This is a genomic window from Aestuariivirga sp., from assembly GCF_047600585.1.
Classification (GTDB): domain Bacteria; phylum Pseudomonadota; class Alphaproteobacteria; order Rhizobiales; family Aestuariivirgaceae; genus Aestuariivirga.
In genome coordinates this window covers 2,089,339-2,113,666 of sequence record NZ_JASGKP010000001.1, presented here as the reverse complement: position 1 = coordinate 2,113,666, position 24,328 = coordinate 2,089,339, and the positions used below count along the sequence as shown (strand labels likewise).

Annotated in this window: 28 protein-coding genes and 1 tRNA gene; 18 read left to right on the top strand and 11 right to left on the bottom strand. The window is 63.5% G+C overall.

The window, feature by feature from the left end; all coding sequences use genetic code 11:
* Positions 1-166: 166 nt before the first annotated feature.
* The gene (gene cysQ, locus QM801_RS10425) at positions 167-955 is read right to left on the bottom strand and encodes a 3'(2'),5'-bisphosphate nucleotidase CysQ (RefSeq protein ID WP_415019141.1); all 789 of its coding nucleotides are present in this window, start codon (positions 953-955) and stop codon (positions 167-169) included.
* Positions 956-1,091: 136 nt separating this feature from the next.
* Between cysQ and chpT the strand changes: the two genes are divergently transcribed.
* Complete coding sequence (gene chpT / locus QM801_RS10420) at positions 1,092-1,727, top strand: histidine phosphotransferase ChpT (RefSeq protein WP_415019140.1); 636 nt, start codon at positions 1,092-1,094, stop codon at positions 1,725-1,727.
* Positions 1,728-1,740: 13 nt separating this feature from the next.
* Here chpT and QM801_RS10415 read toward each other — a convergent pair whose 3' ends face one another.
* Together QM801_RS10415 and ctrA are read right to left on the bottom strand one after the other, a co-directional pair.
* The gene (locus QM801_RS10415) at positions 1,741-1,944 is read right to left on the bottom strand and encodes a hypothetical protein (RefSeq protein WP_415019139.1); all 204 of its coding nucleotides are present in this window, start codon (positions 1,942-1,944) and stop codon (positions 1,741-1,743) included.
* Positions 1,945-2,084: 140 nt separating this feature from the next.
* Positions 2,085-2,798 (bottom strand): response regulator transcription factor CtrA, encoded by a 714-nt coding sequence (gene ctrA / locus QM801_RS10410; protein WP_415019138.1) that lies wholly within the window; start codon positions 2,796-2,798, stop codon positions 2,085-2,087.
* A 417-nt stretch (positions 2,799-3,215) separates the two neighbouring features.
* On the opposite strand from ctrA, the gene QM801_RS10405 reads away from it, so the two are divergent.
* The gene (locus QM801_RS10405; protein ID WP_415019137.1) at positions 3,216-3,614 is read left to right on the top strand and encodes a flagellar export protein FliJ; all 399 of its coding nucleotides are present in this window, start codon (positions 3,216-3,218) and stop codon (positions 3,612-3,614) included.
* A gap of 55 nt (positions 3,615-3,669) precedes the next feature.
* Here QM801_RS10405 and QM801_RS10400 read toward each other — a convergent pair whose 3' ends face one another.
* Both QM801_RS10400 and QM801_RS10395 read right to left on the bottom strand, forming a co-directional pair.
* Entirely contained in the window at positions 3,670-4,392 is a 723-nt protein-coding gene (locus tag QM801_RS10400) for a hypothetical protein (RefSeq protein ID WP_415019136.1), read from the bottom strand.
* A gap of 9 nt (positions 4,393-4,401) precedes the next feature.
* On the bottom strand, positions 4,402-5,352 hold the full coding sequence (locus tag QM801_RS10395; RefSeq protein WP_415019135.1) for an aminotransferase class IV: 951 nt from the start codon (positions 5,350-5,352) through the stop codon (positions 4,402-4,404).
* Between the two features lie 115 nt (positions 5,353-5,467).
* Here QM801_RS10395 and QM801_RS10390 point away from each other — a divergent pair, with 115 nt between their 5' ends.
* A complete protein-coding gene (locus QM801_RS10390; RefSeq protein ID WP_415019134.1) occupies positions 5,468-6,382 on the top strand; it encodes a DMT family transporter in 915 nt (304 codons plus the stop codon).
* On the opposite strand, the gene QM801_RS10385 is transcribed toward QM801_RS10390, so the two are convergent.
* On the bottom strand, positions 6,379-8,244 hold the full coding sequence (locus QM801_RS10385; protein ID WP_415019133.1) for a monovalent cation:proton antiporter-2 (CPA2) family protein: 1,866 nt from the start codon (positions 8,242-8,244) through the stop codon (positions 6,379-6,381). The genes QM801_RS10390 and QM801_RS10385 overlap by 4 nt on opposite strands.
* The gene (locus QM801_RS10380; protein WP_415019132.1) at positions 8,241-8,843 is read right to left on the bottom strand and encodes an NAD(P)H-dependent oxidoreductase; all 603 of its coding nucleotides are present in this window, start codon (positions 8,841-8,843) and stop codon (positions 8,241-8,243) included. Before QM801_RS10380 ends, QM801_RS10385 begins: the two co-directional genes overlap by 4 nt.
* An 80-nt stretch (positions 8,844-8,923) precedes the next feature.
* Here QM801_RS10380 and QM801_RS10375 point away from each other — a divergent pair, with 80 nt between their 5' ends.
* The gene (locus QM801_RS10375; protein WP_415019131.1) at positions 8,924-9,166 is read left to right on the top strand and encodes a hypothetical protein; all 243 of its coding nucleotides are present in this window, start codon (positions 8,924-8,926) and stop codon (positions 9,164-9,166) included.
* 50 nt (positions 9,167-9,216) lie between these two features.
* On the opposite strand, the gene QM801_RS10370 is transcribed toward QM801_RS10375, so the two are convergent.
* Positions 9,217-9,492: a DUF1153 domain-containing protein gene (locus QM801_RS10370; RefSeq protein WP_415019130.1), complete on the bottom strand. Its 276-nt coding sequence runs from the start codon at positions 9,490-9,492 to the stop codon at positions 9,217-9,219.
* A gap of 297 nt (positions 9,493-9,789) precedes the next feature.
* Here QM801_RS10370 and mnmA point away from each other — a divergent pair, with 297 nt between their 5' ends.
* The 4 genes from mnmA to QM801_RS10350 all read left to right on the top strand — a co-directional run bounded on the left by mnmA (position 9,790) and on the right by QM801_RS10350 (position 12,591).
* Positions 9,790-10,896, top strand: a complete 1,107-nt coding sequence (gene mnmA / locus QM801_RS10365) for a tRNA 2-thiouridine(34) synthase MnmA (RefSeq protein ID WP_415020914.1) — start codon at positions 9,790-9,792, stop codon at positions 10,894-10,896.
* Between the two features lie 45 nt (positions 10,897-10,941).
* Positions 10,942-11,595 carry a class I SAM-dependent methyltransferase gene (locus tag QM801_RS10360; RefSeq protein ID WP_415019129.1) on the top strand — a complete coding sequence of 218 codons (654 nt, stop codon included), beginning with the start codon at positions 10,942-10,944 and terminating at the stop codon, positions 11,593-11,595.
* Between the two features lie 59 nt (positions 11,596-11,654).
* Positions 11,655-12,476, top strand: coding sequence for a CDP-alcohol phosphatidyltransferase family protein (locus QM801_RS10355; protein WP_415019128.1), 822 nt, complete (start codon positions 11,655-11,657; stop codon positions 12,474-12,476).
* Between the two features lie 38 nt (positions 12,477-12,514).
* Positions 12,515-12,591: transfer RNA gene (locus QM801_RS10350), tRNA-Met, on the top strand.
* An 11-nt stretch (positions 12,592-12,602) separates the two neighbouring features.
* On the opposite strand, the gene QM801_RS10345 is transcribed toward QM801_RS10350, so the two are convergent.
* Together QM801_RS10345 and QM801_RS10340 are read right to left on the bottom strand one after the other, a co-directional pair.
* Complete coding sequence (locus tag QM801_RS10345) at positions 12,603-13,208, bottom strand: NYN domain-containing protein (RefSeq protein WP_415019127.1); 606 nt, start codon at positions 13,206-13,208, stop codon at positions 12,603-12,605.
* A gap of 179 nt (positions 13,209-13,387) precedes the next feature.
* Entirely contained in the window at positions 13,388-13,858 is a 471-nt protein-coding gene (locus QM801_RS10340) for a hypothetical protein (RefSeq protein WP_415019126.1), read from the bottom strand.
* A gap of 253 nt (positions 13,859-14,111) precedes the next feature.
* On the opposite strand from QM801_RS10340, the gene QM801_RS10335 reads away from it, so the two are divergent.
* Positions 14,112-15,185 (top strand): substrate-binding domain-containing protein, encoded by a 1,074-nt coding sequence (locus tag QM801_RS10335; RefSeq protein WP_415019125.1) that lies wholly within the window; start codon positions 14,112-14,114, stop codon positions 15,183-15,185.
* Positions 15,186-15,188: 3 nt separating this feature from the next.
* Here the strand turns inward: QM801_RS10335 and QM801_RS10330 are convergent, their stop codons facing one another.
* Positions 15,189-15,761 (bottom strand): hypothetical protein, encoded by a 573-nt coding sequence (locus QM801_RS10330; protein ID WP_415019124.1) that lies wholly within the window; start codon positions 15,759-15,761, stop codon positions 15,189-15,191.
* Positions 15,762-15,885: 124 nt separating this feature from the next.
* Between QM801_RS10330 and QM801_RS10325 the strand changes: the two genes are divergently transcribed.
* From QM801_RS10325 to spt, 9 genes are all read left to right on the top strand, one after another.
* A complete protein-coding gene (locus QM801_RS10325; RefSeq protein ID WP_415019123.1) occupies positions 15,886-16,965 on the top strand; it encodes an NAD(P)/FAD-dependent oxidoreductase in 1,080 nt (359 codons plus the stop codon).
* Positions 16,962-17,759 (top strand): HAD-IIB family hydrolase, encoded by a 798-nt coding sequence (locus QM801_RS10320; protein ID WP_415019122.1) that lies wholly within the window; start codon positions 16,962-16,964, stop codon positions 17,757-17,759. The genes QM801_RS10325 and QM801_RS10320 overlap by 4 nt, the downstream gene beginning before the upstream one ends.
* Before the next feature lie 33 nt (positions 17,760-17,792).
* Positions 17,793-18,563, top strand: coding sequence for a sterol desaturase family protein (locus tag QM801_RS10315; RefSeq protein ID WP_415019121.1), 771 nt, complete (start codon positions 17,793-17,795; stop codon positions 18,561-18,563).
* A gap of 93 nt (positions 18,564-18,656) precedes the next feature.
* Positions 18,657-19,349 carry a hypothetical protein gene (locus QM801_RS10310; protein ID WP_415019120.1) on the top strand — a complete coding sequence of 231 codons (693 nt, stop codon included), beginning with the start codon at positions 18,657-18,659 and terminating at the stop codon, positions 19,347-19,349.
* 107 nt (positions 19,350-19,456) lie between these two features.
* Positions 19,457-19,978: a hypothetical protein gene (locus QM801_RS10305; protein ID WP_415019119.1), complete on the top strand. Its 522-nt coding sequence runs from the start codon at positions 19,457-19,459 to the stop codon at positions 19,976-19,978.
* Between the two features lie 110 nt (positions 19,979-20,088).
* The gene (locus tag QM801_RS10300; RefSeq protein ID WP_415019118.1) at positions 20,089-21,876 is read left to right on the top strand and encodes a fatty acyl-AMP ligase; all 1,788 of its coding nucleotides are present in this window, start codon (positions 20,089-20,091) and stop codon (positions 21,874-21,876) included.
* Positions 21,877-21,885: 9 nt separating this feature from the next.
* Positions 21,886-22,830, top strand: coding sequence for an NAD-dependent epimerase/dehydratase family protein (locus QM801_RS10295; RefSeq protein ID WP_415019117.1), 945 nt, complete (start codon positions 21,886-21,888; stop codon positions 22,828-22,830).
* A complete protein-coding gene (locus QM801_RS10290) occupies positions 22,827-23,072 on the top strand; it encodes an acyl carrier protein (RefSeq protein WP_415019116.1) in 246 nt (81 codons plus the stop codon). The genes QM801_RS10295 and QM801_RS10290 overlap by 4 nt, the downstream gene beginning before the upstream one ends.
* Positions 23,073-23,074: 2 nt before the next feature.
* On the top strand, positions 23,075-24,262 hold the full coding sequence (gene spt, locus QM801_RS10285) for a serine palmitoyltransferase (RefSeq protein WP_415019115.1): 1,188 nt from the start codon (positions 23,075-23,077) through the stop codon (positions 24,260-24,262).
* The last annotated feature ends 66 nt before the right edge of the window (positions 24,263-24,328 follow it).

The following is a 24,328-nucleotide window of genomic DNA, read 5'->3' as shown; positions in this document are numbered from 1 at the left end:
CGGAGGTGAGGCCAAATTCGGTCCTTTTGACGTCTTAGGCCAAGGCCGTTTCCGCTTGGTTAACAAAGCTGAAAGATGGGCGGATGAGATTCGCTCAAAGATTTCATGGTATTCCGCGGCGCTGGCGCTATCCGCCCGGATTGTGGCGGCAGGGCAGCAACAGCACTCAGGCCGAGGCGATGAAGCCCGGATTGTCGAAGCCGCGCTGGCGCTTGCCATAGAGCAGGGGGGCGCCCGAGGTATCGACAACCTTGCCGCCTGCCGCCTCCAGAACCGCCTGTCCGGCCGCCGTATCCCATTCCATGGTGCGGCCGAAGCGGGGGTAGAGGTCGGCAGCGCCGCAGGCCACCTTGCAGAACTTGAGCGACGAGCCCGCCGAGATCAGCCGCGCAACCTTCACGGTCGAGAGGAAGGCATCGGTCTCGGCATCCCGATGCGAACGGCTGGCAATCACTGTGAGGCCGGAGGAGGGTTGCGGGCGCACCTGGCAGCGCGTCCAGACCAACCCATCCAGCGAATGCTCGGGAGCGAACGCGGCATGGGCCGCCACATCGCCTTCGCCCCAATAGAGGGCGTTCGTCGCGGGTGCATAGACCACGCCCATTACCGGCTTCGCGTTCCGGATGCGGGCGATGTTCACGGTGAACTCGCCGTTGCGGGAGAGGAACTCCTTGGTGCCGTCGAGCGGATCGACGAGGAAGAAATCATCCGCCGTGATCGGCACGATGCCGGCCGCGGCCTGTTCCTCCGCCACCACGGGCACATCGGGGAAGTGTTCGCGCAAGCCCGCCAGGATCACACGCTCGGCGCGCTCGTCCGCCTCGGTCACGGGCGACAGGTCGGCCTTGTCGCGCACCGCGAAGTCGCTGGCGTAGACAGCCATGATTTCGCGGGCGGCTTGCTTGGCCAGGCGCAGCAGCACCAGCATGCCGGGGGACGGAACAGGAGAGGTCATGGGAACCGGAATATCGATTGAGTTGGGCCGCTCTATGGTCGCGCAGAGGCTTCGCGTCAATGCGGTAATCCTTGCCTGGATTTGATATAGCTTTGTGACGAATCACCGACCTCCCAACCTCCATTCAGGGGCCCCCATGACCAGCGACATCGCCCGCCTTTCCGACCTTGATCTGGCCGCACTGCTCTGTTCGCGCGTGTGCCACGACATCATCTCGCCCGTGGGTGCGATTGCAAACGGCCTGGAACTGATGGACGACCCCGACACCGACGCGGCGATGAAGGCGACCGCCCTCGACATGGTGCGTTCTTCCGCCAAGACGGCGACCGCCAAGCTGAAGTTCTGCCGCATCGCCTTCGGGGCCTCGGGCTCGGCGGGCGCGCACATCGATCTGGGCGAAGCCGGCGAGACGGCGCGATCCTTCGTCGGCGACGAGAAGATCAAGCTCGACTGGCAGGCGCCGCGCGAGAACCGCCCCAAGGCGGAAGTGAAGCTGCTGCTCAACATGCTGCTTCTCGGCATGGCGGGCATTCCGCGCGGCGGCCTCGTTACCGTCTCGGTCGACGGGCGGAGCTTCCGCGTCTCGGCCAAGGGCGAGCGCGCCAAGGTTCCGCAGGCGATGGCGGATGTGCTTCTCGGCGTCACGCCGCTCGACAGCATCGATGCCCGCCTCGTGCAGCCGTACTACACGCGCATCATCGCGCAATCCGCCGGGCTCTCGATCGGCATGGCGATGGATGGCGAAGATACGGTTCTGGTGAGCGCAGCCTGAGAGGCTGCACCGGTCAGCTTCCGGACTGCGGATCTTCGAAACCCGCTTCCAGCTTCTGCTCAAGCTCCACGAGGTCGGCCGGCATCGGCAGGCCGAGTGCACGCATCTGCGCCAGCTTCTGGCGGATCAGTTCGTGAATCTCGTGGATGTCTTCGGGGTTTTCCTCGATCGAGGTGAGCAGCAGATTGATCTGAGCCTCAAGTTCATCGAGTGCCATGGCGCGTCTCCCGTGAAGTCCTGAGTTCAATGTGGTCTCCGCGGCTTCACGCCGCAAGTGTCAGGACGGCACACGCGCCCTGCGCGCAAAAGAAAAGGCACCCCTTGGGGTGCCTTGTTCGTTTCAGGAGGTAACAGGGATCAGGCGCTTTCGCGCATGTCTTCTTCGCCCATCGGCGGCGCGCCATCGCGGAGCACGTAGCCGCGGCCCCAGACGGTTTCGATGAAATTCTTGCCCTGGGCTGCAACCGCGAGCTTCTTGCGCAGCTTGCAGATGAACACGTCGATGATCTTGAGCTCGGGTTCGTCCATGCCGCCATAGAGGTGGTTGAGGAACATTTCCTTCGTGAGCGTGGTGCCCTTGCGGAGCGAGAGCAGCTCCAGCATCTGGTATTCCTTGCCGGTGAGGTGCACGCGCTGGCCACCCACTTCGACGGTCTTGGTGTCGAGGTTGACGACGAGTTCGCCGGTGTGAATGACCGACTGGGCGTGACCCTTGGAGCGGCGCACCACGGCGTGGATGCGGGCGACGAGCTCGTCCTTGTGGAAGGGCTTGGTCATGTAGTCGTCGGCGCCGAAGCCCAGACCCTTGACCTTGTCTTCGATGGCCGCGAGGCCGGAGAGAATGAGGATCGGCGTGCCGACCTTCGAGACGCGAAGCGCCTTCAGGACTTCATAGCCGGACATGTCCGGCAGGTTGATGTCGAGAAGGATGATGTCGTAGTCGTAGAGCTTGCCAAGATCGACGCCTTCTTCACCGAGATCGGTGGTGTACACATTGAAACCTTCAGACTTGAGCATCAATTCGATGCTCTGGGCCGTCGCGGTATCATCCTCGATCAGCAAAACTCTCATGCGAATCCCCTTCGATTCGGACGCCGTTCCCACAACGTCCTTTGTAATTCAACACGGCGCCGCCCGTGAGGACGCGCTACGAACCATTAACTGTGAACATTAAGATAGGCTGAGAAAGGTTAACAAAACCTAAGCCCTTTTGGCGGGAATGAGGCGGAGCTACCACAATATCTTGTGTAGAGATGCCTGTACCCACTAAATATGGGGTCCGCCACTTTGAGGCGAAATTTTGCTCGACCGTGCCTTTCATGGCTTGCCGGTTTACCCCGTCTTAAACCTGATTGTTCATGATGAACGCGATTGGACTGACCCGGACAGAGCTAGTTGATTCTTTGACTCGTGAATAGAGTCATTGGGTTGCGGTGCAGATAAGACCTTCGGGGCGGCAGTCAGTGTGTTGTGTAGAGTGAGGAAAACATGCGTTCACGCGATAGCCTTCTGAGGCTTCACCGCTTCCGCACCGAGGATGTCCGCCGCCAGGTGGCCGACATGGATCTGATGATCCAGGACCTCATGAGGAAGCATGATGAGCTCGATGCCCATGTTAAGGCCGAAGAGGCGCGGACAGGCATTTCAGATCCCAACAATGTCAATTATTCCATGGCGGCGAAGTCGGTTCGTTCGCGCCGCGACAACATCCTGCGCACGGTCGCCGAACTCCGCGACCAGCATGATGCCATGAAGGACAAGCTCAAGGACGAAGAGACCGAGCTGCGCAAGGTCGAGCTTCTCGTCGAAAAGGAAGGCGGCTCCATCAAGCCCGCCCCGATGACGCCGCCGCCCGGCGCCATGATCGGTCACGCCATCGCACGCTGATTCAATCGAGAACAGCGCCTACCAGAGAAGGCCGGGGAAACCCGGCCTTTTCTTTCTATGCCTTCAGCGCGTGGCGGCTGAGCTTCTCGTAATAGGGCCGCGCCTGTTCGGCCACGCGGGCGAGATGAGGGGGCAGCGGTGGCAGCGTTTCTTCTTCCGACTGGCCGAAGCCTTCCGACTGCCACACAGCATTGTACCAGTGCTTCGCCCACACGCCGTCGAAGGGCTTGGGCCCTTTCGGCCATTTCAGCATCGCCTCGTCGAAGGCAATGCCGCAGGCGGCACAGAGCTTCGTCAGCACGGTGCGCGGATTGGCAAGAATGTCTTCGGAGTCGACCACGGGCGGCGCATGGCCGAGCTTGTCCGCCACCATGTCGAAGATCTCCGACTGCTCGACGAAGCCGATCGCCTGCAGGTCCACCTCCGCCCACTTCTTGGCGTAGCTTGTGAGCACGCGTGCCGGATCTCGGATGAGGAAGGCGTTGGTGAGGCCAAGGATGAAGCTGCGGTCCTGTCCCTCCAGCATGTGGTGGGTCATGTGCTTCTGGTAGAACAGCGGCTTCTTTGATGGCGTGGTGCAGGCTTTCACCAGCCTGTCCCAGTCCGTCTCCATGCTGGCGATGATTTCATCGCGCATGGGGTGGTCGTTGCCGCGGGTGGTGAGCGAAAAGCCGTAGAAGGGCTCGTCCCAGGCTTCGCAATCCGCGCGGTTGCCGAAGGAATACATCATGGCGGTGGAGATGTTGCGGGGGCCGCTCCACATGGCAAGGATGGTCATGTCACTACCTCAGAGAGAGCGGGCGCTTTCGGCCTTGCACAGGGCCTTGTAGCCTTCGGAGAGCTGGCGCGAGATGGGGCCTGCGCCACTCCACGGATCGGACGAGAGGGGATGGCGCACTGGGCGGCCATCGATCACGCGCACCGGAATGAGCCCTGCGAAGGTGCCGGTGACGAAAGCCTCGTCCGCGCCGTACACGTCATAGAGCGAGAACTGCTTTTCGAACGCAGGAATGCCGAGCGACTTCGCCACGCGCAGCATGTTGCCGCGGGTGATGCCGGGAATGCAGTACTGTCCGGTCGAGGTCCACAGTTCGCCGCGCCGCACGATGAAGAAGTGGGTGGAGTTGCAGGTGGCGACGAAGCCGAGCGGATCGAGCATCAGCGCTTCGTCGGCGCCGGCATTCGCCGCCTGCACGCAGGCCGTGATGCAGTTGAGCTTGGAGTGCGAATTCAGCTTCTGGTCCTGCACGTCGGGCGCGCCACGGCGGACGTTCACGGTGTGCAACGACAGGCCCTCGGCGAATTTCTTCGGATTGGGTTCCTTGTATTCGGGAATGATCACGATGGTGGCGGGCGAGATCGTGACGCGCGGGTCCTGGTAGGGTGTGGCCTTCACGCCCCTGGTCACCATCAGGCGGATGTGCACGCCGTCGGTCATCTTGTTGGCGTCGATGCAGTCGAAGAGGCGCTTCACCAGCGCGTCCGGCGAAAGGCCGATCTCCATGAAGATCGCCTTGGCGCCTTCATAAAGGCGCTCGATGTGGGCGCGAAGGAAGGGCACGCCGCCGTTCACCAGCCGCAGGCCTTCCCACACGCCGTCGCCGAGGATGAAGCCGAAGTCGAAGACGGAGACCATCGCCTCGGCCCGCGGCACCAGCTTGCCGTTCACCGAGATCAGGATGTTGAGGTTGCGGGGATCGATCTGGACGTCGTGGATATTGGTCTGGGGTGCGGTCATGATGGGGGAGAGTTAGCGGAAATCGGGGCGGCGGCAAACGGGCTGTTGTCGGTGGCGGCCGGGCAGGCTTCGCTTCTGCGACAGGGTGGTTCGGCGGCGGCCCTAGAAGGGCGGCATGACGGCAGCAACGGCACAGGGCAGGGGAGCGATATGGGTGGGCGCCGGGCTCCTTCTCATGGACGCGCTGCTCCTCGCCTCGTGGAGCGGCGGCTTCATCGGCATCCGCTTCGCCAGCGACTACGCACCCATCTTCCTCATCCTGCTTTGGCGGAGCCTGCTGTCGGGCCTCCTCCTGCTGCCCTTGGCCCTGGTGATCGGCCCCCGCATGAACGCCCGGCAGGTGTTGGTGCAGGCGCTGTTCGGCGGCTTCGGCATGGCGAGCTATCTCGGCACCTTCGCGCTGGCGATCGGGCAGGGTGTGCCGACGGGCCTCGTGGCGCTGATCACCGACATGCTGCCACTGGCGGTCGCGGTGCTTTCCTGGCCGGTGTTGGGCGAAAAACTGAACCGCTGGCAATGGCTGGGCACGGTGATCGGCCTTGCCGGCGTGCTGCTGGCCTGCGGCGGCAGCCTGCATGTGGGCGGCGGGCCGCTCTGGGCCTACGGACTGCCGGTTGCCGGAACGATTGCGCTCGCGGTTGTGGTGCTCCTCCAGAAACGCTGGCCCGCGCAGCAGATGGCGGTGCACCAGTCGCTGGCCATTCAGTGCCTGTCGGCCGCCGCGATGTTTGCGCTCTTCGCCTGGCATGAGGGCGGGGTGATGCCCGTCATGCGGATCGAGTTCGGGGGCGGCATCCTCTGGCTTGTGTTCGTTGCCACCTTCATGTCCTGGGGCATCTATTATCTGGCGCTCCGCAAATCCTCGCCGGCGCGGGTCTCATCCGTTCTTTATCTCAGTCCGCCGCTCACCCTCGTCTGGGCCTGGGCGATGTTCGGCGAACCCCTGTCGTGGGCCATGGCCTTTGGCCTCGCCGTTTCGCTGGCGGGCATCATCATCGTGGCGCGGGCGACGCCGAAACAGGGAAGCTAGCGCTTCAGCTCGTCGTCATCGTGCCACGAGGTATCCGGCTGCACCTGTTCGCCGCCCCGGTCGGCCGCGAAGACGCGGGAGATTTCGGCACGCGACTGGCGGGCAAGGTCGATGAGCTTGCTCTCGTCATCGGCATGGGCGGCGGACTTGCGCAGGAAACGCTCGTCCAGCGCGCGGAAGCGCGTGACCGCCCGCTGCGCTTCGTAAGGATGGAGGCCGAGGCTGGTGAGGGTGTCGCGCGCGAGGTCGAGCGAGGTGCCGTAGACCTCGCGGTAAACCTCGTCCACGCCCTCGCGCATGACTTCATAGGCGTGCGATCGGTCGAAGACGCGCACCAGCAGTTTCAGGTGCGGGAAGTTGTGCTTTGCGAGCTTGACGAGTTCCGTCGTTCTCTCGCGGTCGTCGATGGCGATCACCATCACCTTGGCTTCCTTGGCGCCCGCTGACTCGAGAAGGTCGAGCCGCAGCGCATCGCCATAGAACACCTTGAAGCCGAACTTGCGCAGCGCATCCACCTGCGAGGAGTCGAGATCGAGCACCACCGTGCGCTTGTTCTGGGCGTTGAGCACGCGGCCCACGGTCATGCCGAAGCGGCCATGGCCGGCAATGATCACGTCGACGCCGGAGTGCGAGACGATGTCGTGCTCGCGGCGGAAATCGCCATCGGCGAAGCGCGGCTGGATCAGCTTGTCGTCAAGCATCATGAGAAGGGGCGCGGCCGCCATGGAGAGCGCGATGACGGCGGTGAGCAGTCCCGGCATGGTGCCGGTGAGAAGCCCGAGCCCGGCGCAGAAGGTGATCAGCACGAAGCCGAATTCCGAGCCTTGCGCCAGCGCGAAGGAGAAGCGCGACGTGTCTGGCCCGTTCATGCCGAAGAGGCGGGCAAGGCCCAGTTGCGTCGCCAGTTTCAGTGCGATGAAGGCGACAAGGCCGCAGGCGAGCAGGACCGGGGCAGAGGCCATCAGCGAGAAATCGATGCCCGCACCCACGGCGATGAAGAAGATGGCGAGCAGCAGGCCCTTGAAGGGCTGCAGGTCCATTTCGAGTTCGTGGCGGTATTCGCTGTCGGCGAGAACCACACCGGCAAGGAATGTGCCAAGCGCCGGCGACAGGCCGACGAGGCCCATGAGAAGCGTGATGCCCACCACCAGCAGCAGCGCAAAGGCAACGAAAATCTCCCGCGTGCCCGTGTCGGCGACGATACGGAAGAGGGGGCGCATCAGATAGCGTCCGGCCAGCAGCACGACGGCGACGGCGCCGATGGTGAGCAGCGCCTGTGCCCAGACGGGATAGCTGTCGATGAGCGAACCGCCATGCGCTTCACCACCGCCATGAACGCCCGCCACCGCAGCGAGCGGCAGCAGCGCCAGCATGGGGATGACGGAAATGTCCTGGAACAGCAGGACCGAGAATACAGATTGCCCGACGGGCGACTTGAGCGTGCCCTTCTCCGACATGGTCTGCAGCACGATCGCCGTCGACGAGAGCGCGAGGATGAGGCCGATCGCGAGGCTCTCGCGCCAGCCGCTGCTGATCGCAAGCGAGGCCGCACCTGTGACTGCCGCAACGCCGACGACCTGCAGAAGACCAAGCCCGAAGATCTGCTTGCGCAACTGCCAGAGCTTCGACGGCTCCAACTCAAGCCCGACGAGGAAAAGCATGACGATGACGCCGAATTCGGCGAAGTGCTTCACGGCTTCGCCCTCGCGGCCCACAAGCCCGAGCACGGACGGTCCGATGATGGCGCCCGCGGCGAGGAAGCCCAGCACCGAGCCAAGCCCCAGGCGTTTTGCGAGCGGCGCCGAGATCACGGCGGCGGCGAGATAGATGAGGGCGCCAAGAAGGAATTCGTTGAGGCTCATAGGGCGTGCCTCCGCTTGAAGCCCTCGGGCAGCACATAGCCCTCGGCCAGATTTTCGGTGGGGTCGATGCGGCCCTCGGCCAGTCCGGAGAGCCAGTCGCGGTAGGCCTCTGCCTCCGCCGTCAGGTCCTCGCGCGTCTGCTTGCGCGCGGCATAGACAACGAAGGGCTTGAGATAGGCCATGCCGCAGAGATGGGCCGACTGGTTGAAGGGCGCGAGCAGTTCTTCCACCGTGAAGCGGTTGCGGCCCTCGGGATGATAGAAGCTCTCGCGGCCGCCGGTCGTAAGCGCGTTCACCAGATACTTGCCGTGGAGTTTGGTGCCGCCATCGCCATAGGCCCAGCCGGACTCGAGCACGATGTCGAGCCACTCCTTGATGATGGCAGGGGCCGAATACCAGTAGAACGGATGCTGCAGCACGATGATGTCGTGCTCCAGCAGCAGTGCCTGTTCGGCGTCGGCATTGATGTTGAAGTCGGGATAAACGGCATAAAGGTCGCGCGCCGTGACACCTTTGACCGCACGTGCGGCTTCCGTGAGCGCCCGCTGGGCGATGGACTGGGATGACCTTGGATGAGCGGCAAGAAGCAGGATTCGCATGAGCGGGCGACTATGGGGCAAGCCTTTCCGGTTGAAAAGCCCGGCTGCCTTTCGCCACAATCACAGGTTATCCGGCCGCCATGCGTGCGATGATTTTTCTTCTGGCGATGATCTTTGCGGCCCCCTCGGCGCTCGCCGATGAGGCGCAGCCGAAGCGCGAGGCCGTGTCCTCCAAGGCCTGCCAGTTCACCACGAACAATTGCGAGCGTTGCGGCTTCGATGAAAACGGAAAACTGTGGTGCACGCCATCCTTCTTCGGCTGCACCGTGACCTCGACATCCTGCCTCATCGAGGCGGACGGAACGCGCCATACGAACGGCTGAACCGCCCTGTCACAGGCGGCGCCAAATCATTTGCGATTTCTGATTGAGATTTAAGAACGGTACTGCTGGATGCGCGTGGTGCGCAGGCCGGCAAGGCCGTTCTTGTCGAGGGCACGCTGCCACGACAGATATTCTTCCGTCGTCAGCGTGTAGCGTTCACACGCTTCCTCGAGGGAGAGAAGGCCCCCGCGCACCGCGGCCACCACCTCTGCCTTGCGCCGGATGACCCAGCGATGGCTGCCGGGGGGCGGCAGATCGGCGATCGTCAGCGGGCTCCCATCGGGGCCGATGACGTAATTGACGCGGGGACGCAACTGACCGTTCATACGCAAACTCACTCACACACACCGGGCCCGCGCGACTGGCGCTTCAATGACCCAACTGAAGCCTACCCTAGAGTGCGGCCCTTAATTTTGGGCTAAACGCCTATGAACAAAGTGCAAATTTGAGCGATTCATCTGGCGCATTTTGGAACAGGTCGGCTGACTTTCCGGCAGCCGTACGTTGAAATGCGGCGAAAACCGCAATTTCATGTGGCGGTTGCCTTTCTGGGTTCCTGCCGCCATTTAGGGGAAATGGCATTGGAGCTTTCACCCGAGATCCTCCGCCTCGTGCACGAGGCGATGGCGCTGCCCGGAGACCCGGGCCGGCACAGGGTCGTGTGCGCCATGTCGGGCGGGGTTGATTCTTCCGTCGCCGCCGCGCTGCTGAAGGCAGCAGGCTATGATGTGGTCGGCATTACGCTGCAGCTTTACGATCACGGCGAGGCGGTGCGCCGCAAGGGCGCCTGCTGTGCGGGCCAGGACATTCACGATGCCCGCCGCGTCGCTGCGGCCCTCGGCATTCCCCATTATGTGCTCGATTTCGAATCGCGCTTCCGCGAGGCGGTGATCGACGACTTCGTCTCATCCTATGTGCAGGGCGCCACGCCAATCCCTTGCGTGCGCTGCAATCAGACGGTGAAGTTCGCCGATCTTCTCTGGCGCGCCCGCGACCTCGATGCGAGCGCGCTGGTGACCGGCCATTACATCGAGAGCCGCACCCGGGCCGATGGCCGCCGTGAACTGGTGACGCCTTCGGACATGGCGCGCGACCAGAGCTACTTCCTCTTTGCAACGACGCAGGAGCAGGTGGACTTCCTGCGCTTTCCCCTGGGCCGCCTGCCCAAGAGCGAGACGCGCGCGCTTGCGGCACAGCTCGGCCTCCTCGTCGCCGACAAGCCCGACAGCCAGGACATCTGCTTCGTGCCGGATGGCCGCTATGCCGATCTCATCCTCAAGCTCCGGCCCGATGCGGCGGAGGAGGGCGACATCGTTCACCTCGATGGCCGCGTGCTCGGCCGTCATGGCGGCATCATCCACTACACCATCGGCCAGCGCCGCGGCCTTGGCGTGGCCGAGGGCGAACCGCTCTATGTGGTGAAGCTCGATGCCGCCAACCGGCAGGTGATCGTCGGCCCGCGCGAGGCGTTGAAGCAGCACGACATCACCGTGGCGGACGTGAACTGGCTGGGCGATGTGCCGCTCTCGGACGAGCCGCAGCCGGCCTTCGCAAAGATCAGGTCCACGCGGCCACCGGTGGAGGCCATGGTGCGCCGCGCCGGCAATGCCGTTACGGTTTCGATTGCGGAAGGCGAGTATGGCGTGTCGCCCGGGCAGGCCTGCGTTCTCTATGATGGCACGGGCTCCGGTGCCCGTGTGCTGGGCGGGGGTTTCATTTCACAGATCTGACACACGGTGCAATCAACGTTCCGAATCTCAAGTGAAGGAGAGCGCATGAGACAGGCCACACGCCCCGCTGCGAAAATCGTTTCGCTGAACACCCATGACGTGCAGAAGGCCTACCGGCGCTGGGCTCCGTTCTACGACCAGACCTTCGGCAAGATCGTCGAAGCGGGCGTGCAGCAGACGGTGGAGCGCGCCAACAGCTTCACGGGCCGCCTTCTGGAAGTGGGCGTGGGCACGGGCCTTGCCCTGCCGCACTATGCATCGCACCTGCAGGTGACGGGGATCGATCTTTCGGCTGACATGCTGGCCAAGGCCAGGACGCGCGTCGCCGAACATGGCGTCACGAATGTCGAGGCGCTGCTCGAGATGGACGCCACCCACATGGGCTTTGCCGACGCCAGCTTCGACATTGCCACCGCCATGTATGTGATGACCGTGGTGCCGGACCCGGCCGCGGTGATGCACGAGATGGCCCGCGTGGTGAAGCCGGGCGGCACCGTGCTTGTGGCCTCGCATTTCTCCACGCAGGGGTTGACCGGCGTGATCGAGCGCGGGCTGGCGCGCCAGGCCTCGCGCCTCGGCTGGCGGCCGGAATTCCCCATCGACGCGGTTCTGGTGAGCGAAAAGCTGCGTCTTGTCAGCCTCAGGCCCATCAAGCCCTTCGGATTCTTTTCCCTGCTGGAATTCCGCCGGCAGGCTTGAGGCGTTGCGGGGGAGGGCGGGCTTCCCTATAGTCGCCGAAAAATGGGGACCGAGTAACCGTGGCGAAACTGACGCGAAACGCGCAGCTTGAGAAAGACATCAAGAAGGGCATCGCGTGGTCGGTCCATGCCTTCACCACCTTCGGCATCGTCGCGGGCTTTCTTGCCCTCGTGGCCGTGCTGAAGAATGACCCTTTCACGGCCTTCATCTGGCTCGGCGTGGCGCTCTTCGTCGATGGCGTGGATGGCTCTCTCGCCCGCAAGGCACGCGTCACCGAATATACGCCGAACTTCGACGGCGCCTCCCTCGATCTGGTGATCGACTATTTCACCTACGTCGCCGTGCCCGCCCTGATGATCTACTGGTTCGACATGGTGCCGCTCGACTTCTATTTCGGCGGCAGCACCTGGAGTCTCGTCGCCGCCGTGCTGATCATGGCGGTGTCGTGCTACACCTTCGCCAACGTGGGGATGAAATCCTCCGACTATTATTTTGTCGGCTTCCCGGCCATCTGGAACGTGGTGGTGCTCTATTTCTACCTGCTCGATACAGGCCCGCTCACCAACCTCATCACCGTGGTGCTGCTTTCGATCCTCACCTTCATCCCGGTCAAGTTCGTGCATCCGCTCCGGGTCACCCACTGGCGCTCCTGGACCATCCCCATGACGGTGCTTTGGGCGGCCATGACCCTGAGCCTGATCATCTCCAAGAAGTTCCCCGAGAACGACGGCATCGTGGAGCAGATCGAGGTCTGGCTCTTCGGGCTTTCGAGCCTCTATTTCGCGGCCATTTCCCTGTGGCGGACGTTCATTTTGGGCGACAAGGGCGAGGACGAGGACGAGGCCGAGGACGGCAAACCCGAGACGCAATCACCTGCTTGACGGGGGCAGGGCGTCCACCCTATACGGCGCCCACCGATGGCGGGGTAGCTCAGTTGGTTAGAGCACGGGAATCATAATCCTGGGGTCGGGGGTTCAACTCCCTCCCCCGCTACCATCGGTCTTCCCTCACATTTCCAACGATACGTTCGGCCACGAGATTTGCCGCTTGAAATCAGAGTGGCATACTAATTCGTTCGGTGGGCGTTTGGGCGGGAACGACACAAGCACGACCTGAACCCCGAGCTTTCGAGCGTGTTTCATCGCCGGTACGCAATCTGTATCACCGGTGATCAGTATAAGCCGCTGCACGAGCCGCGCACTGGAGTAAGTCGCAACATCAAGGCCGATGCGCATGTCGACTCCCTTTTGTTCGAAGTCCGGGCCAAAATCAGCGTCGGTCAGTGTCTTGTTTTCGACTGGTCTTTTCTTCGGCTGCCAGCCACGAAACTTGAGAATGCCGCGCCGGACCGCGAAGAGGTCCTTCGTCTCAAGCTTGCCAAGCCATTCGTCCGAACCTTCAAACGTGTGGCTGGTGCCAGAGACTGGAAGCTTCACCGTTCCTCTGTAGGGCGCACAATCGTAGTAGAGGAATCGCAAGGGCTCTTCATCCTTGCCGATGCAGGCATGGGCAACCTTTTCAATCAGGTCTGCGGTATAGGAAATATTGGCGTGCTTTGCGAGGACCCGCAGGTGACCGCCATCAATGAGCACTGCAACCTTCTTGTCAGTCATAGAAAAACCCCCCGAAACATCACCGCTTCAGGGGGTTTGGATATAGTGCCCGCCTACGGGCGTCGCGGATGACATCGAATGGATAAGATGCAAGCCCTACGTCGTCAAGGGCAGCGTTTGTTTGCGAGAGTATCAATTCCGGGGGTTCAACTCCCCGTACCGCTACCATCATGCGACGGTCACGCCACCTTCGGCTTTGGTTCGGGCGCGGGCTTGCTCTTCGTGATCCGTTCGTTTGCCTTCAGGTGCAACTCGTTCAGCGTTGCCACGAGGCGGTTCACGTGGCGCGTGGCGAGGGTGAGGTCCGGGTCGTAGCGCGAGACCAGATACTCCCGGTTCTTCGCGAGATCTTGCAGATGCTCCGCCGTGCGCTTGCGCAGCACGAGGCCGGCTTCCTGCGCCAGTTTCGTGCGTGAGGCGAGGTCGTGCTGCAGGCCTCTCACCTTCTTGTGGTCGAGACCTTCGTTGCGCAGCAGGGCATTCAGATAGAGTTCCATGGCGTGGATGGCGGCAAGGCGGAAGGGCGCCAGCGAAATCGGATCGCCCTTGCGGCGGTTGCCGAGGAGTGTCTCAGCCGCGCGATGATATGCTTGCGCGAGAAGCAGCAACTGCTCGGTGCTTGCCAGACTGCCGGGATAGTGCTCGGTCATGCCAGTCCCTCGTGCCGTGGACTGCAAACCTAGTTGCCGAACGCTTACGGTTTACCTAACGCGAAAACCCGCACAACGCCCGCAAACCGCTCTCGGACTGCAACCCCGAGGCACCTGTTGATGGCCGGGAAAACCCACGGTTTCGCCATGGAACTCCCGGGTTCAATCCGCTATCTCACGGGGAAAGGTTTTTTCCATCCCTGCCGCGCCGTGTTCCGGGTAAGCAGGGACCGCGCCAACGAGACCGAGTCCGATGCTCACCCGCCGCCTTTTCCTGTCCGCCCTCACGCTGCCGGTTGCGGCCCGCGCCTTCGCGCAGGACCAGCCGGACCCGCAACAGGTGCCGCAGCCTGACGCGCCCGCTGATCCCGCCCAGCAGGAGCCACAGCCGGATGCGCCGAAGCCCTTGCGCCTCGCGCTCATCGTGCCGCGCGACAGCGACGACTACTTCCTCGCCTGCCGCGAGGGCGCGCTACAGGCCGTGGCGGAAGTGCAGGGCGCGCAGCTCACCTACATGGCGCCGCCTTCGGAAGAGGCAGAGCGCCAGGCGGCGCTCATCGACGACTACACCCAACAGGGTTACGACGGCATCCTGATTGCGCCCATTCCATCCGACGTGGTGATTGCCGCCTGCCAGCGCGCGCTGGCCACGGGCCTGCGCGTCATCTCCTTCGGCACAGCCCTGCCGCCCGATGCCCGCAGCCTGCACATTCGCACGCCCGATGTTGCCGATGCTGCCCCCGCGCTGCTGCAAACCCTGACGACCGCGCTGAACAAGGCCGGCGAAGTGGCGCTGCTCTCGACCGCGCCGGAACGCGCCGATCACCAGGGTTTCGTCAAGGCAATGCAGCGCGAGTGGAACAAGCCGGACTATGATGACCTCGCGCTCATCACCACCGTGTTCGGCCAGCAGGACCCGCGTGTGGCCTATGCCCAGACGCTGGCCATCGTGCAGGCCTATCCCAAGCTCCGCGGCATCATCGCGCCCGACATGGCCGCCATGACGGGTGCGGCCAAGGCGGTTGCCGATCTCGGCAAGAGCCAGACCATCAAGCTCACCGGCGTCGGCCTGCCGTCGCGGCTTGCAAGCCTCGTGCGCGAAGGCGAAGTGCCGGCCTTCGTCACCTGGAGTCCGATCGACGTGGGCTATGCCGCAGCACGGATCGCGCTCTCCGTCATCCGCAATGAAGAGGCAATCGTCGGCGATGCGCCGCTGAAGGTGGGCCGGCTTGGCGAAGTCGTGGTCGACAAGGGCGGCATGGCAAGCGTCGCCTCGCTCATCACCGTCGACAAGGCCAACATCGACAAATACGACGACGCCTTCTGAGGCTCACTTCGGCGGCGTGATCCTGATCGACGGATCGAAGGTCACCTTCTGCACCGTGACACTCTTCTTGCCCATCGCCTCGCCGTCGACCACCAGCCAGGCGGGCAGGCCGTCGCTGGCATAGAGCGTCACCTCGGCAGTGGACTTGATGCCCATCATCTCGCCCGACGTGTTGAACTGGTAGGCGTCATAGCTGCCGCCTTCATAGGATTGCGTGCCGAGGCACTGCACGTCCTTCACCGCGGCAACGCCCTTGCTGATGCCGCTGTTGATCATGGCGGAGAATTGCGCCGCGGCTTCGGCGGGCATGGCCTGCCACTTGCCACCCATCTTCATCCACGCCTTCTTCTTCACCATGATGGTTTCCATCTGGGCCGCCTTCATGTGGAAGCTGTCGGGATAGATGACCTCGGCTGTGACCGTCATGGGCTGGCTCGGGCCCTTGATCGTCATCTCGGTGCGATAGGGCGTGGCGAGCTGCGCCTTGAAGATGGCGTCGAGGTCGGACTTGCAATCGGCGAGGGCAGGGGTGCTGGCGGCGAGGGCTGCGGCGGCAGCGAACATGAAGGTGCGCATCTGAACTCCAGATCAAGATGCCCCCACCGCCTGAATGAATATCCCGGAGAGGTGGTGATTTGCAACCGTGCCCTGCGTCAGGCCATGCTTGGCCAAAGCCCCGGCGTGACGCTAAGAAGGCGGGATGACTCAGAAAATCCTAATCGTGGGCGGCGGCATCATCGGCGCGTCCTTTGCCTTGCACCTGGCCGAGGCGGGCGCCGACGTGCGCCTGCTCGATGCCGAGAAGACGGTGGGCGGCATCGCCACGCCGAACTCCTGGGCCTGGATCAACGCAAGCTGGGGCAACCCGCCGGACTATTTCCGCCTGCGGCAGGAATCGATGCGGCAGTGGCGCGACCTTGATCGCCGAGTGCCGGGCCTTTCCGTCAACTGGTGCGGCGGCCTGCTGTGGGACATGGCCGAAGCCGATCTCCTCGCCTACGCCAAGGAACGGAATGCGCAGGGCTACGAGGTGAAGGTGGTGAAGGGCGATAAGGTACGCGCCCTCGAACCGCAGCTCGCAGCACCGCCCGCAATCGCTGTGCATGTGCCGGGAGAAGGTGCGGTCGAACCCGTGCACGCGGTGGAGCGTCTGCTCACCACCGCCCGCGCCAAGGGCGCCGAAGTTCTGCAGGGCACGGGCGTGCGCTGGCTCATCGAGAAGAAGGGCCGTATCACCGGTGTCATGACCGAAGAGGGCGATCTCGATGCCGACATTGTCGTGCTGGCGGCGGGCACGGCCTCGGCGCGCCTCCTCAAGGATGTGGGCAAGGAATTGAAACTGGACCAGCCGCCGGGGCTTCTCGTTCACACCGAACCCGCCGCCGAAATGCTGAAGGGTCTCGTCATGGCGCCCGAACTGCACATGCGCCAGACGCCAGAGGGCCGCATCGTCGCGGGAACCGATTTCGGCGGCACCGATCCTGGCGACAATCCGCAAGGGGCCGCCGATGAACTCTTCGCCAAGGTGCAGGCCTCCCTCATGGGTGGCGATACCCTGAAGCTCTCGCACTACACCGTGGGCTTCCGGCCCACGCCGCCCGACGGTGTCTCGGCCATCGGCGCCGTGCCGGGGCTCGAAGGTCTCTATCTCTGCGTCACCCATTCCGGCATCACGCTGGCGCCCGCACTCGGCGCCTTTGGTGCCGCCGAAATCCTGGGGCAGGGCCGGAACCCGCTCCTGCAACCCTTTGCCCCGGACCGTCTGTTCGCCACATCATGAAACCGCTCTCATCCATTCCGCATGCCGACTTGCGCGGCCTCAAGGCCGTGCTCACCGACATCGACGACACGCTGACGCTGCATGGCCGCCTGCCGGCCGATGCCTATGCCGCACTCGAGAACCTGCGCCGCGCCGGGCTGAAGGTGATCCCGATCACCGGCCGCCCTGCAGGCTGGTGCGATCACATCGCCCGCATGTGGCCCGTCGACGCCGTGGTGGGCGAGAACGGTGCTTTCTATTTCGCCTATGACGAGAAGGCGAAGAAGATGGAGCGCGTCTATTCCCAGACCGCGGAGGTCAGAAGCGCGAACACCGTCAAGCTCTGGGAGATCGCGCGAGCGGTGCTCAAGGAATTTCCGGGCACGGCCATCGCCTCCGACCAGGCCTATCGCGAGATCGACGTGGCGATCGACTTCTGCGAAGACGTGCCGCCCCTGCCGCTCGACACGGCGCAGGCCATCGCCGAGCGCTTCCACAAGGAAGGGGCGGAAGCCAAGGTAAGTTCGATCCACGTCAACGCCTGGTTCGGCTCGCACGACAAATTGTCGATGTCGCTGAGGCTCTTGGGTGACAAGTTCAACCTCACGCATGAGCAAGCGAAGGCCACCGTTGCCTACTGCGGCGACAGCCCCAACGATGCGCCCATGTATGCAGGCTTCCCCTTCGGCATCGGCGTCGCCAACATCCGTCCGCTTGCGCATCTGATGAAACATCTGCCGGCTTACGTCACTGAGGGCGAGGGCGGCACCGGCTTCGCGCAATTCGCTGACGCGGTTTTGAAGGCGAAAGCCTGATCCGCCGCCGCGGCGGCGTGGTAGAAGGCTGACATGCAGGACTTCATCGCCATCGTCACCAGCAAGGGCGGCATCATCGTCACCACGCTTGTCACCTTCATGGTGCTGGAGCGCCTCTTTCCCGTGGCGCGCTGGGTGGGCGGGCTCTGGCGTGTGCTGAAAAACATCGGACTGGCCGGTTTCAACGCGCTGCTCTCACCGCTCATCGTTCTGCCGCTCACGCTGTTTGCAGCGGGGCATGGGCTTGGCTGGCGGCCCGAGAGCTGGAGCGGCGGATGGGTGATGCTGCTCGATCTCCTCATCCTCGATTGCTGGATCTACTGGTGGCATCGCGCCAACCATGAACTCCCCTTCCTCTGGCGCTTTCACGAGGTGCATCATCTCGACGAGACGCTGGATGCGAGTTCGGCGCTGCGCTTCCACTTCGGTGAAGTGCTGCTCTCCGCGCTGGTGCGGGCGGCGGTCATCATCCTGCTCGGCATTCCCTTCACCACGGTTGCGGTGTTCGAGGTGCTGGTGGCGGTGAACGCCATCTTCCACCATTCAAACGTGAAGCTGCCGCAGTGGCTGGAGCGGCCTCTCTCGTGGCTGATCGTGACGCCTTCCATTCACTGGGTGCATCACCACGCCATCCGCCGCGATACGGACTCGAATTATTCTGCGCTTCTCTCGGTGTGGGACCGTATCTTCGGCAGCAGCAGCGCCACGACGCGCACGCCCGAGATGCCGATCGGCGTCGAGGGCCTCAACGACAGGCCGGCGCTCTCCCTCGTGGCGCGACCCTTCCGCCCCCGGAAACCCTGACCAGCCCTCCATTGGCGTCGAATCGCGGGAGGGGATAAAGCGCCCAAAAGCCGCCACGCCTGCGTGGTCTGAGCCGCCAAACAGAGGAATTTCATGTCCAATCTCGGCAAGCCCTTCCGTGAAACGCTCGTGCAGCTTCTCGCCACCGTGATGATCCCCATCAGCGTGGCGGGCACCGGCCTTTACTATACGCGCTGGCAGCAGAACCTGAATGACCTCAAGACCATGATCGATCTCGTCAGCGATCCCAATGCCGAGAAGCGCAAGTATGGCGTCGCCATGTTCGAGTACCTGCTGAAGAACGACAAGGTGCCGGTGGAGTTCGTGGCGGCGCAGCTCGCCTATGCCAATTCCTCCTCCGACAAGGAGTTGCTGCCGCTCATGGAGCAGGCGCTGATCAAGGCCTCCGCCGAGAACGCCAAGGTGGCCGATACCTACCGCCAGGCACTGGAACGCATGCCGAGCCGGCTCTTCGTTCTCACTTCGGACGAAAGCCAGCGCACCTGCGTGCGGCTGCTCATGGGCAAGATGAAGGACACCGAGCGCTCAGGCATCGTTCTGCCAGGCTTCGGGCGGGCCACCTGGGCCGGCACCAATCACGAGCTTCGGGTTTACCATGCCACCGACGCCGCCCGGGCGAACGAGATCGCCACCCTGTTTACCAATGTCGGCCTGCCGCTGGTGGTGAAGGACCTCTCGGCCATTCCCGGCGCTGCCGACAAGACCCGCCCCAACAGCTTCGAGCTGTGGTTCGGCAGTGCCCCGCTGCCCGCCAGTTGCGGTTGATCTTTACCTTTTAACTTAATCTCCGCATTGGCACTTTTCTTGCTGGATTCGTGTTGCATCTTCCCCGAACGGGGGAGAGCGTATGATTTCGGAACAGGATTTGCCGTTTGGCGACACACGACCAGTTCAATGAGGCGCTGCGCAAGGCCAGAATGGCCGAGGCCGCCCATCTCGACGCCCTGCACAATGTGCGGGATGCGCGGGGCTTGCGGCTGGCCGCGCTCAGGGAAAACATCCTCCCGCACATCAAGGGACACCCCCTGGCGGAGGGCTTCAGCGAGCTCAGCCTTCAGCAGGGCGACATGCCCCGCCTGTGGATCGACCTGATTTCGTCTGTGGTCGTCGAGCCCGATACCCGCACTTACCGTCTGGTCCAGGATACGGACGGCAACCGGGTCATTCTCAACGAAACCCAGGACCCCGAGGAAATGTCCAAGGCGGTTCTGCGCTACATCGCCCACCGGGTGATTGCCCGGGAAAAGGCCGCCGCGGGCGAGTCGCCCCGGCCGGGAGATTCGCAAAGCCGATATCGCCTGGGCGAACTGGTCTACGTCTGGTTTACTGGCGCAGCGCTTGGCGTGCTGAGCATGCTGATCGTGGCTATCCTCTTGGGCCTGATCACTTTTTAGCCCTGTTCACACTGTTACAAACTGAAATCTGTTTTGATTTCCGGACTGCTGTTCCCGGCGTTAGTTAACGCCTCGGGCAAGGTAATTTTTGAGCGGCAGAATATTTCGGCATGAGTTTTGATAGCCAGCGACAGGAGCAACCGGCCGGGCTGAGCCGTACGCCACGCAGCAGCATGGCGCTACCGCAACAGCTCGGCGGTTTTCCCACAATCGCCGACGGCCTCGACTACGCTGCCCGCGGCGTGACCGGCTTCAACTTCTATGGTGGCCGCGGCGCTCTTGCCGAAGTGCTGCCCTATGCCGAACTCCGCAAGCGCGCGCTCTCGACAGCCCGCAAGCTTCTCTCCCTGGGCCTGAAGCGCGGCGACCGCGTCGCCGTGGTGGCCGAGACCGGCAGCGACTTCATGGCGGTGTTCTTCGGCTGCCAGTACGCCGGCCTCGTGCCGTGCCCCGTTCCCTACAGCATGTATATCGGCGGCCGTGACGCCTATGTCGAACGCGTCGCCGGCATGTTCCGCGCTGCCGATGTCTCCGCCGTCATCACTTCGGAAGACGTGAAGGATCACATCCGCGAGGGTGCGGCCCGCGCCAATGTGAGCGTCGTCTTTTCCCACGCCGAACTCAACGCCTGTCCGGAGTCCATGACCCGGCTGGAAGGCTTCGGCCCCGGCGACGTGGCCTATATCCAGTATTCCTCCGGCTCCACCTCTTCGCCCAAGGGCGTGCTCATCATGCAGCGCTCGATCATGGCGAATGGCGATGCCATCCTGCGCAATGGCCTCAAGGTGCGCCCCGGTGACCGGGCCTTCTCGTGGCTGCCGCTTTATCACGACATGGGCCTCGTGGGCTTCTGCCTCGCGCCCATGCTGGGGCAGGTGACGGTCGACTATCTCCCGACCACCGCCTTCGCCCGCCGCCCCACGCTGTGGCTGAAGCTGATGTCGGAGAACCGCTCCACCATCTCCTATTCGCCGACCTTCGGCTATGAACTCGCCGGCCGCCGCATCAATGGCGAGGCGATCACGCTCGATCTCTCCAACTGGCGCGCTGCCGGTATCGGCGGCGACATGGTGCGCTCCGAGGTGCTGCAGGACTTTGCGAAGTCCCTGTCGCTCGCAGGCTTCAATCCGCGCGCCTTCGTGCCGAGCTACGGCATGGCGGAATTGACGCTGGCGATTTCCTTCAGCGACGTGGATTCGCCGATCAAGCTCGACACGATCGACGTCGCCTCTCTCAAGAACAAGCAGCGTGCCGTTCCGGCCAAGCCCGGCAGCGAGCGGGTGCGCAGCTTCGTCGTCTGCGGCTCGGCACTGCCGAACCACACGATCGAAGTGCGGGACGAGAAGGGCAAGGTTCTGGCCGACCGCGAGGTGGGCCGCATCTTTGTGAAAGGTCCGTCGATCATGGCGGGCTACTTCAAGTCGGAAGAGGCAACGGCGCAGGCACTGGGCCTCGATGGCTTCCTCGATACAGGCGACATGGGATACCTGCTCAACGGCGAGGTGGTGATCACCGGCCGCGCCAAGGATCTCATCCTCCACAATGGACGCAACATCTGGCCGCAAGACATTGAATGGGCGGCAGAAACCATTGCCCCGCTCAAGTCCGGCGACGTCGCTGCCTTTGCCGTCGAAGGCGCTGATGGCGATGACGAGGTTGTCGTGCTGGTCGAATGCAAACTCTCCGATCCCCTGCAGCAGGAAGAGTTGCGCAAGACCGTGCACATGAAGGTGATGCAGACGGCAGGCGTGGATTGCACCATTGTGCTGGTGCCGCCGCGCAGCCTTCCGTTCACCTCCTCGGGCAAGCTCTCGCGCGCCGGCGCCCGCGACCGTTACGTCTCGGGCGAGATCAGCGAGATCGCGCCGGACACGGCCCATGGCCAGGCGAAAGCCTGATCCCACATCATGACGATCGCTGTCACCGGTGGCACCGGATTTGTTGGGCGTCACGTGCTGCGGCTTCTGGCGGAGCAGGGCGTGCCCGTGAAGGCGCTGGCCCGCAAGCCGGCGGCGCTGCTGCAATCGCCGCTCGTCACGCCCGTATCCGGTGACCTCTCTGACGCGGAAGCATTGGCGGCGCTTTGCGATGGAGCAGACGCGATCCTCCACATCGCCGGCGCGGTGAGCGGCACGCCTGCGCAGATGAAGCAGGCCAATGCCGTGGGGACGGCGAACATCCTTCACGCCGCCGACAGGGCAGGGGTGAAGCGCCTCGTCCACGTCTCATCCCTTGCCGCGCGCGAACCGCAGCTTTCGGCCTATTCCCACAGCAAGGCGGAAGGCGAGAGCCTCGTGCGGGCCGCAGCGCGAACCATCTCCACGCTCATCATCCGTCCGCCTGCGGTCTATGGCGAGGGCGACCTTGCCACCTTGCCGCTCTTGAAAGCGCTGACCTCGAACACCGCCATCCTGCCGGGCACGGCGCAGGCGCAATTCTCCCTCATCCACGCCGAGGACCTCGCTCGTATCCTGATCGCCGCCGTGACCGACACGGTGGAGGATGTGCGCGAGGTTGATGATGGCCATGGTGCCTACCGCTGGAACGATGTTGCCCTCTGCCTGCGCGAGATGTGCGGGCGGCCTCGACGCCTCCACTTCATTCCCCGCGGCCTCGCCATGGGGGTGGGGCATGCCGCCGATGGCCTCTCCGCTCTCACCCGCAAACCCGGCATGGTGTCGGCGGGCAAGATGCGCGAACTCTACCATCCCGACTGGGTGTCGCGCCCACCGGGCTGGCCCCGCGACAGCGCCATTTCGCTTGCCGACGGCATGCGCCGCACCCTCTCCTGGGCCATGGCGCAAGGCCTGTTGCCGCAACTCCCCCTAGCCGATAGAAGCGCCGCATCATGACTGACACGAGCATCATCGACGAAATCTGCCGCCTGCTGGCGCCGCACAATCCGAAGGGCATCGCCCTTTCGGCCGAGACCGACATTCCGAAGGAACTCAACATCGACTCCGTGGGCGTTCTCGATTTCATCATGGAAGTCGAGGACACCTTCGACATCGAGATCCCGATGAACGTGGTGGCCGAGACCCACACCATCGGCGACCTTGTGAAGGTGGTGGAAGCCCGCATCAGGAAAGGCTGATCATGACCGATCTTCTCGACAAGCATAAGCCCATTGCCGAGCGCTTCGAGCGTATGATGGCGATGGGCGTCAATGCCGTCGGCATCACCAACGACAAGCTGCTCTCGCCCACCCGCGCCATGATCCAGGGCCGCGAGACCATTCTCGCCGGCACCAACAACTACATGGGCATCACCTTCGAGAAGAACGTGATCGAGGCGGGCAAGAAGGCGCTGGACGAATTCGGCACGGGCACCACGGGCTCGCGCATTGCCAACGGCTCCTATGCCATGCACAAGGAACTGGAGCGTGAACTCGCGCGCTTCCTTGGCCGCAAGCACTGCATCGTCTTCACCACCGGTTATCAGGCCAATCTGGGCATGATCGCGGGCCTCGCGGGTCCCCGCGACACCGTCTATCTCGATGCCGACTCGCATTCCTCGATCTATGACGGCTGCACGCTCTCGGGCGCCAAGCTTGTCCGCTTCCGCCACAACGACGCCACCGATCTCGACAAGCGCCTGTCGCGCAGCGAAGACGGCGAAGGCGGCAAGCTCGTGGTGCTGGAAGGCATCTACTCCATGCTGGGCGACCGCGCGCCGCTCAAGGATTTCGTCGAGGTGAAGAAGAAGCACCAGTTCCAGCTTCTCGTCGATGAGGCACATTCCTTCGGCGTGCTCGGCCCCAATGGCCGCGGCCTTGCCGATGAAGCAGGCCTCGAAGCGGAGGCCGATTTCGTGGTCGGCACCTTCTCCAAGAGCATCGGTTCGATTGGCGGCTTCGGTGCGGGCGATCACCCGCTCTTCGAAACGCTGCGCTATGCCATGCGGCCCTACATGTTCACGGCCTCATCCTCGCCAGCCACCATCGCAACATCGATCGAGGCGGTGAAGACGCTGGCCCGCGAGCCGGAGCGCCGCGATGCGCTCCGCCGCAACTCCGAGCGGCTGTTCAACGGGTTCCGTGCGCTGGGCTTCGAGATGGGCTGCGACGAGGTGAGCCCGGTGATCGCGGTGAAGTGCAAGGACGAGCCCAGCACCATCATGATGTGGAACGCGCTGCTCAATGCCGGCGTCTACGTCAACATCGCGCTGCCGCCCGGCACGCCGAACCGCCTCTGCCTGCTGCGCTGCTCGGTCTCCGCCGCCCACACGGACGAGGAGATCGACACAGTCATAGCCACCTTCGCGAAGGTCGTGGCGGGAAAGTAGGGGCGCCGACTTCACTATTTATCGTCATTCCATCGGAGCGACGCTTCGCGTCGCGACAGATGGAAC

Coding starts and splice junctions, on each gene's coding strand:
- cysQ (WP_415019141.1), bottom strand. CDS start 955: ATGACCTCTCCTGTTCCGTCCCCCGGCATGCTGGTGCTGCTGCGCCTG.
- chpT (WP_415019140.1), top strand. CDS start 1,092: ATGACCAGCGACATCGCCCGCCTTTCCGACCTTGATCTGGCCGCACTG.
- QM801_RS10415 (WP_415019139.1), bottom strand. CDS start 1,944: ATGGCACTCGATGAACTTGAGGCTCAGATCAATCTGCTGCTCACCTCG.
- ctrA (WP_415019138.1), bottom strand. CDS start 2,798: ATGAGAGTTTTGCTGATCGAGGATGATACCGCGACGGCCCAGAGCATC.
- QM801_RS10405 (WP_415019137.1), top strand. CDS start 3,216: ATGCGTTCACGCGATAGCCTTCTGAGGCTTCACCGCTTCCGCACCGAG.
- QM801_RS10400 (WP_415019136.1), bottom strand. CDS start 4,392: ATGACCATCCTTGCCATGTGGAGCGGCCCCCGCAACATCTCCACCGCC.
- QM801_RS10395 (WP_415019135.1), bottom strand. CDS start 5,352: ATGACCGCACCCCAGACCAATATCCACGACGTCCAGATCGATCCCCGC.
- QM801_RS10390 (WP_415019134.1), top strand. CDS start 5,468: ATGACGGCAGCAACGGCACAGGGCAGGGGAGCGATATGGGTGGGCGCC.
- QM801_RS10385 (WP_415019133.1), bottom strand. CDS start 8,244: ATGAGCCTCAACGAATTCCTTCTTGGCGCCCTCATCTATCTCGCCGCC.
- QM801_RS10380 (WP_415019132.1), bottom strand. CDS start 8,843: ATGCGAATCCTGCTTCTTGCCGCTCATCCAAGGTCATCCCAGTCCATC.
- QM801_RS10375 (WP_415019131.1), top strand. CDS start 8,924: ATGCGTGCGATGATTTTTCTTCTGGCGATGATCTTTGCGGCCCCCTCG.
- QM801_RS10370 (WP_415019130.1), bottom strand. CDS start 9,492: ATGAACGGTCAGTTGCGTCCCCGCGTCAATTACGTCATCGGCCCCGAT.
- mnmA (WP_415020914.1), top strand. CDS start 9,790: ATGGCGCTGCCCGGAGACCCGGGCCGGCACAGGGTCGTGTGCGCCATG.
- QM801_RS10360 (WP_415019129.1), top strand. CDS start 10,942: ATGAGACAGGCCACACGCCCCGCTGCGAAAATCGTTTCGCTGAACACC.
- QM801_RS10345 (WP_415019127.1), bottom strand. CDS start 13,208: ATGACTGACAAGAAGGTTGCAGTGCTCATTGATGGCGGTCACCTGCGG.
- QM801_RS10340 (WP_415019126.1), bottom strand. CDS start 13,858: ATGACCGAGCACTATCCCGGCAGTCTGGCAAGCACCGAGCAGTTGCTG.
- QM801_RS10335 (WP_415019125.1), top strand. CDS start 14,112: ATGCTCACCCGCCGCCTTTTCCTGTCCGCCCTCACGCTGCCGGTTGCG.
- QM801_RS10330 (WP_415019124.1), bottom strand. CDS start 15,761: ATGCGCACCTTCATGTTCGCTGCCGCCGCAGCCCTCGCCGCCAGCACC.
- QM801_RS10325 (WP_415019123.1), top strand. CDS start 15,886: ATGACTCAGAAAATCCTAATCGTGGGCGGCGGCATCATCGGCGCGTCC.
- QM801_RS10320 (WP_415019122.1), top strand. CDS start 16,962: ATGAAACCGCTCTCATCCATTCCGCATGCCGACTTGCGCGGCCTCAAG.
- QM801_RS10315 (WP_415019121.1), top strand. CDS start 17,793: ATGCAGGACTTCATCGCCATCGTCACCAGCAAGGGCGGCATCATCGTC.
- QM801_RS10310 (WP_415019120.1), top strand. CDS start 18,657: ATGTCCAATCTCGGCAAGCCCTTCCGTGAAACGCTCGTGCAGCTTCTC.
- QM801_RS10300 (WP_415019118.1), top strand. CDS start 20,089: ATGAGTTTTGATAGCCAGCGACAGGAGCAACCGGCCGGGCTGAGCCGT.
- QM801_RS10295 (WP_415019117.1), top strand. CDS start 21,886: ATGACGATCGCTGTCACCGGTGGCACCGGATTTGTTGGGCGTCACGTG.
- QM801_RS10290 (WP_415019116.1), top strand. CDS start 22,827: ATGACTGACACGAGCATCATCGACGAAATCTGCCGCCTGCTGGCGCCG.
- spt (WP_415019115.1), top strand. CDS start 23,075: ATGACCGATCTTCTCGACAAGCATAAGCCCATTGCCGAGCGCTTCGAG.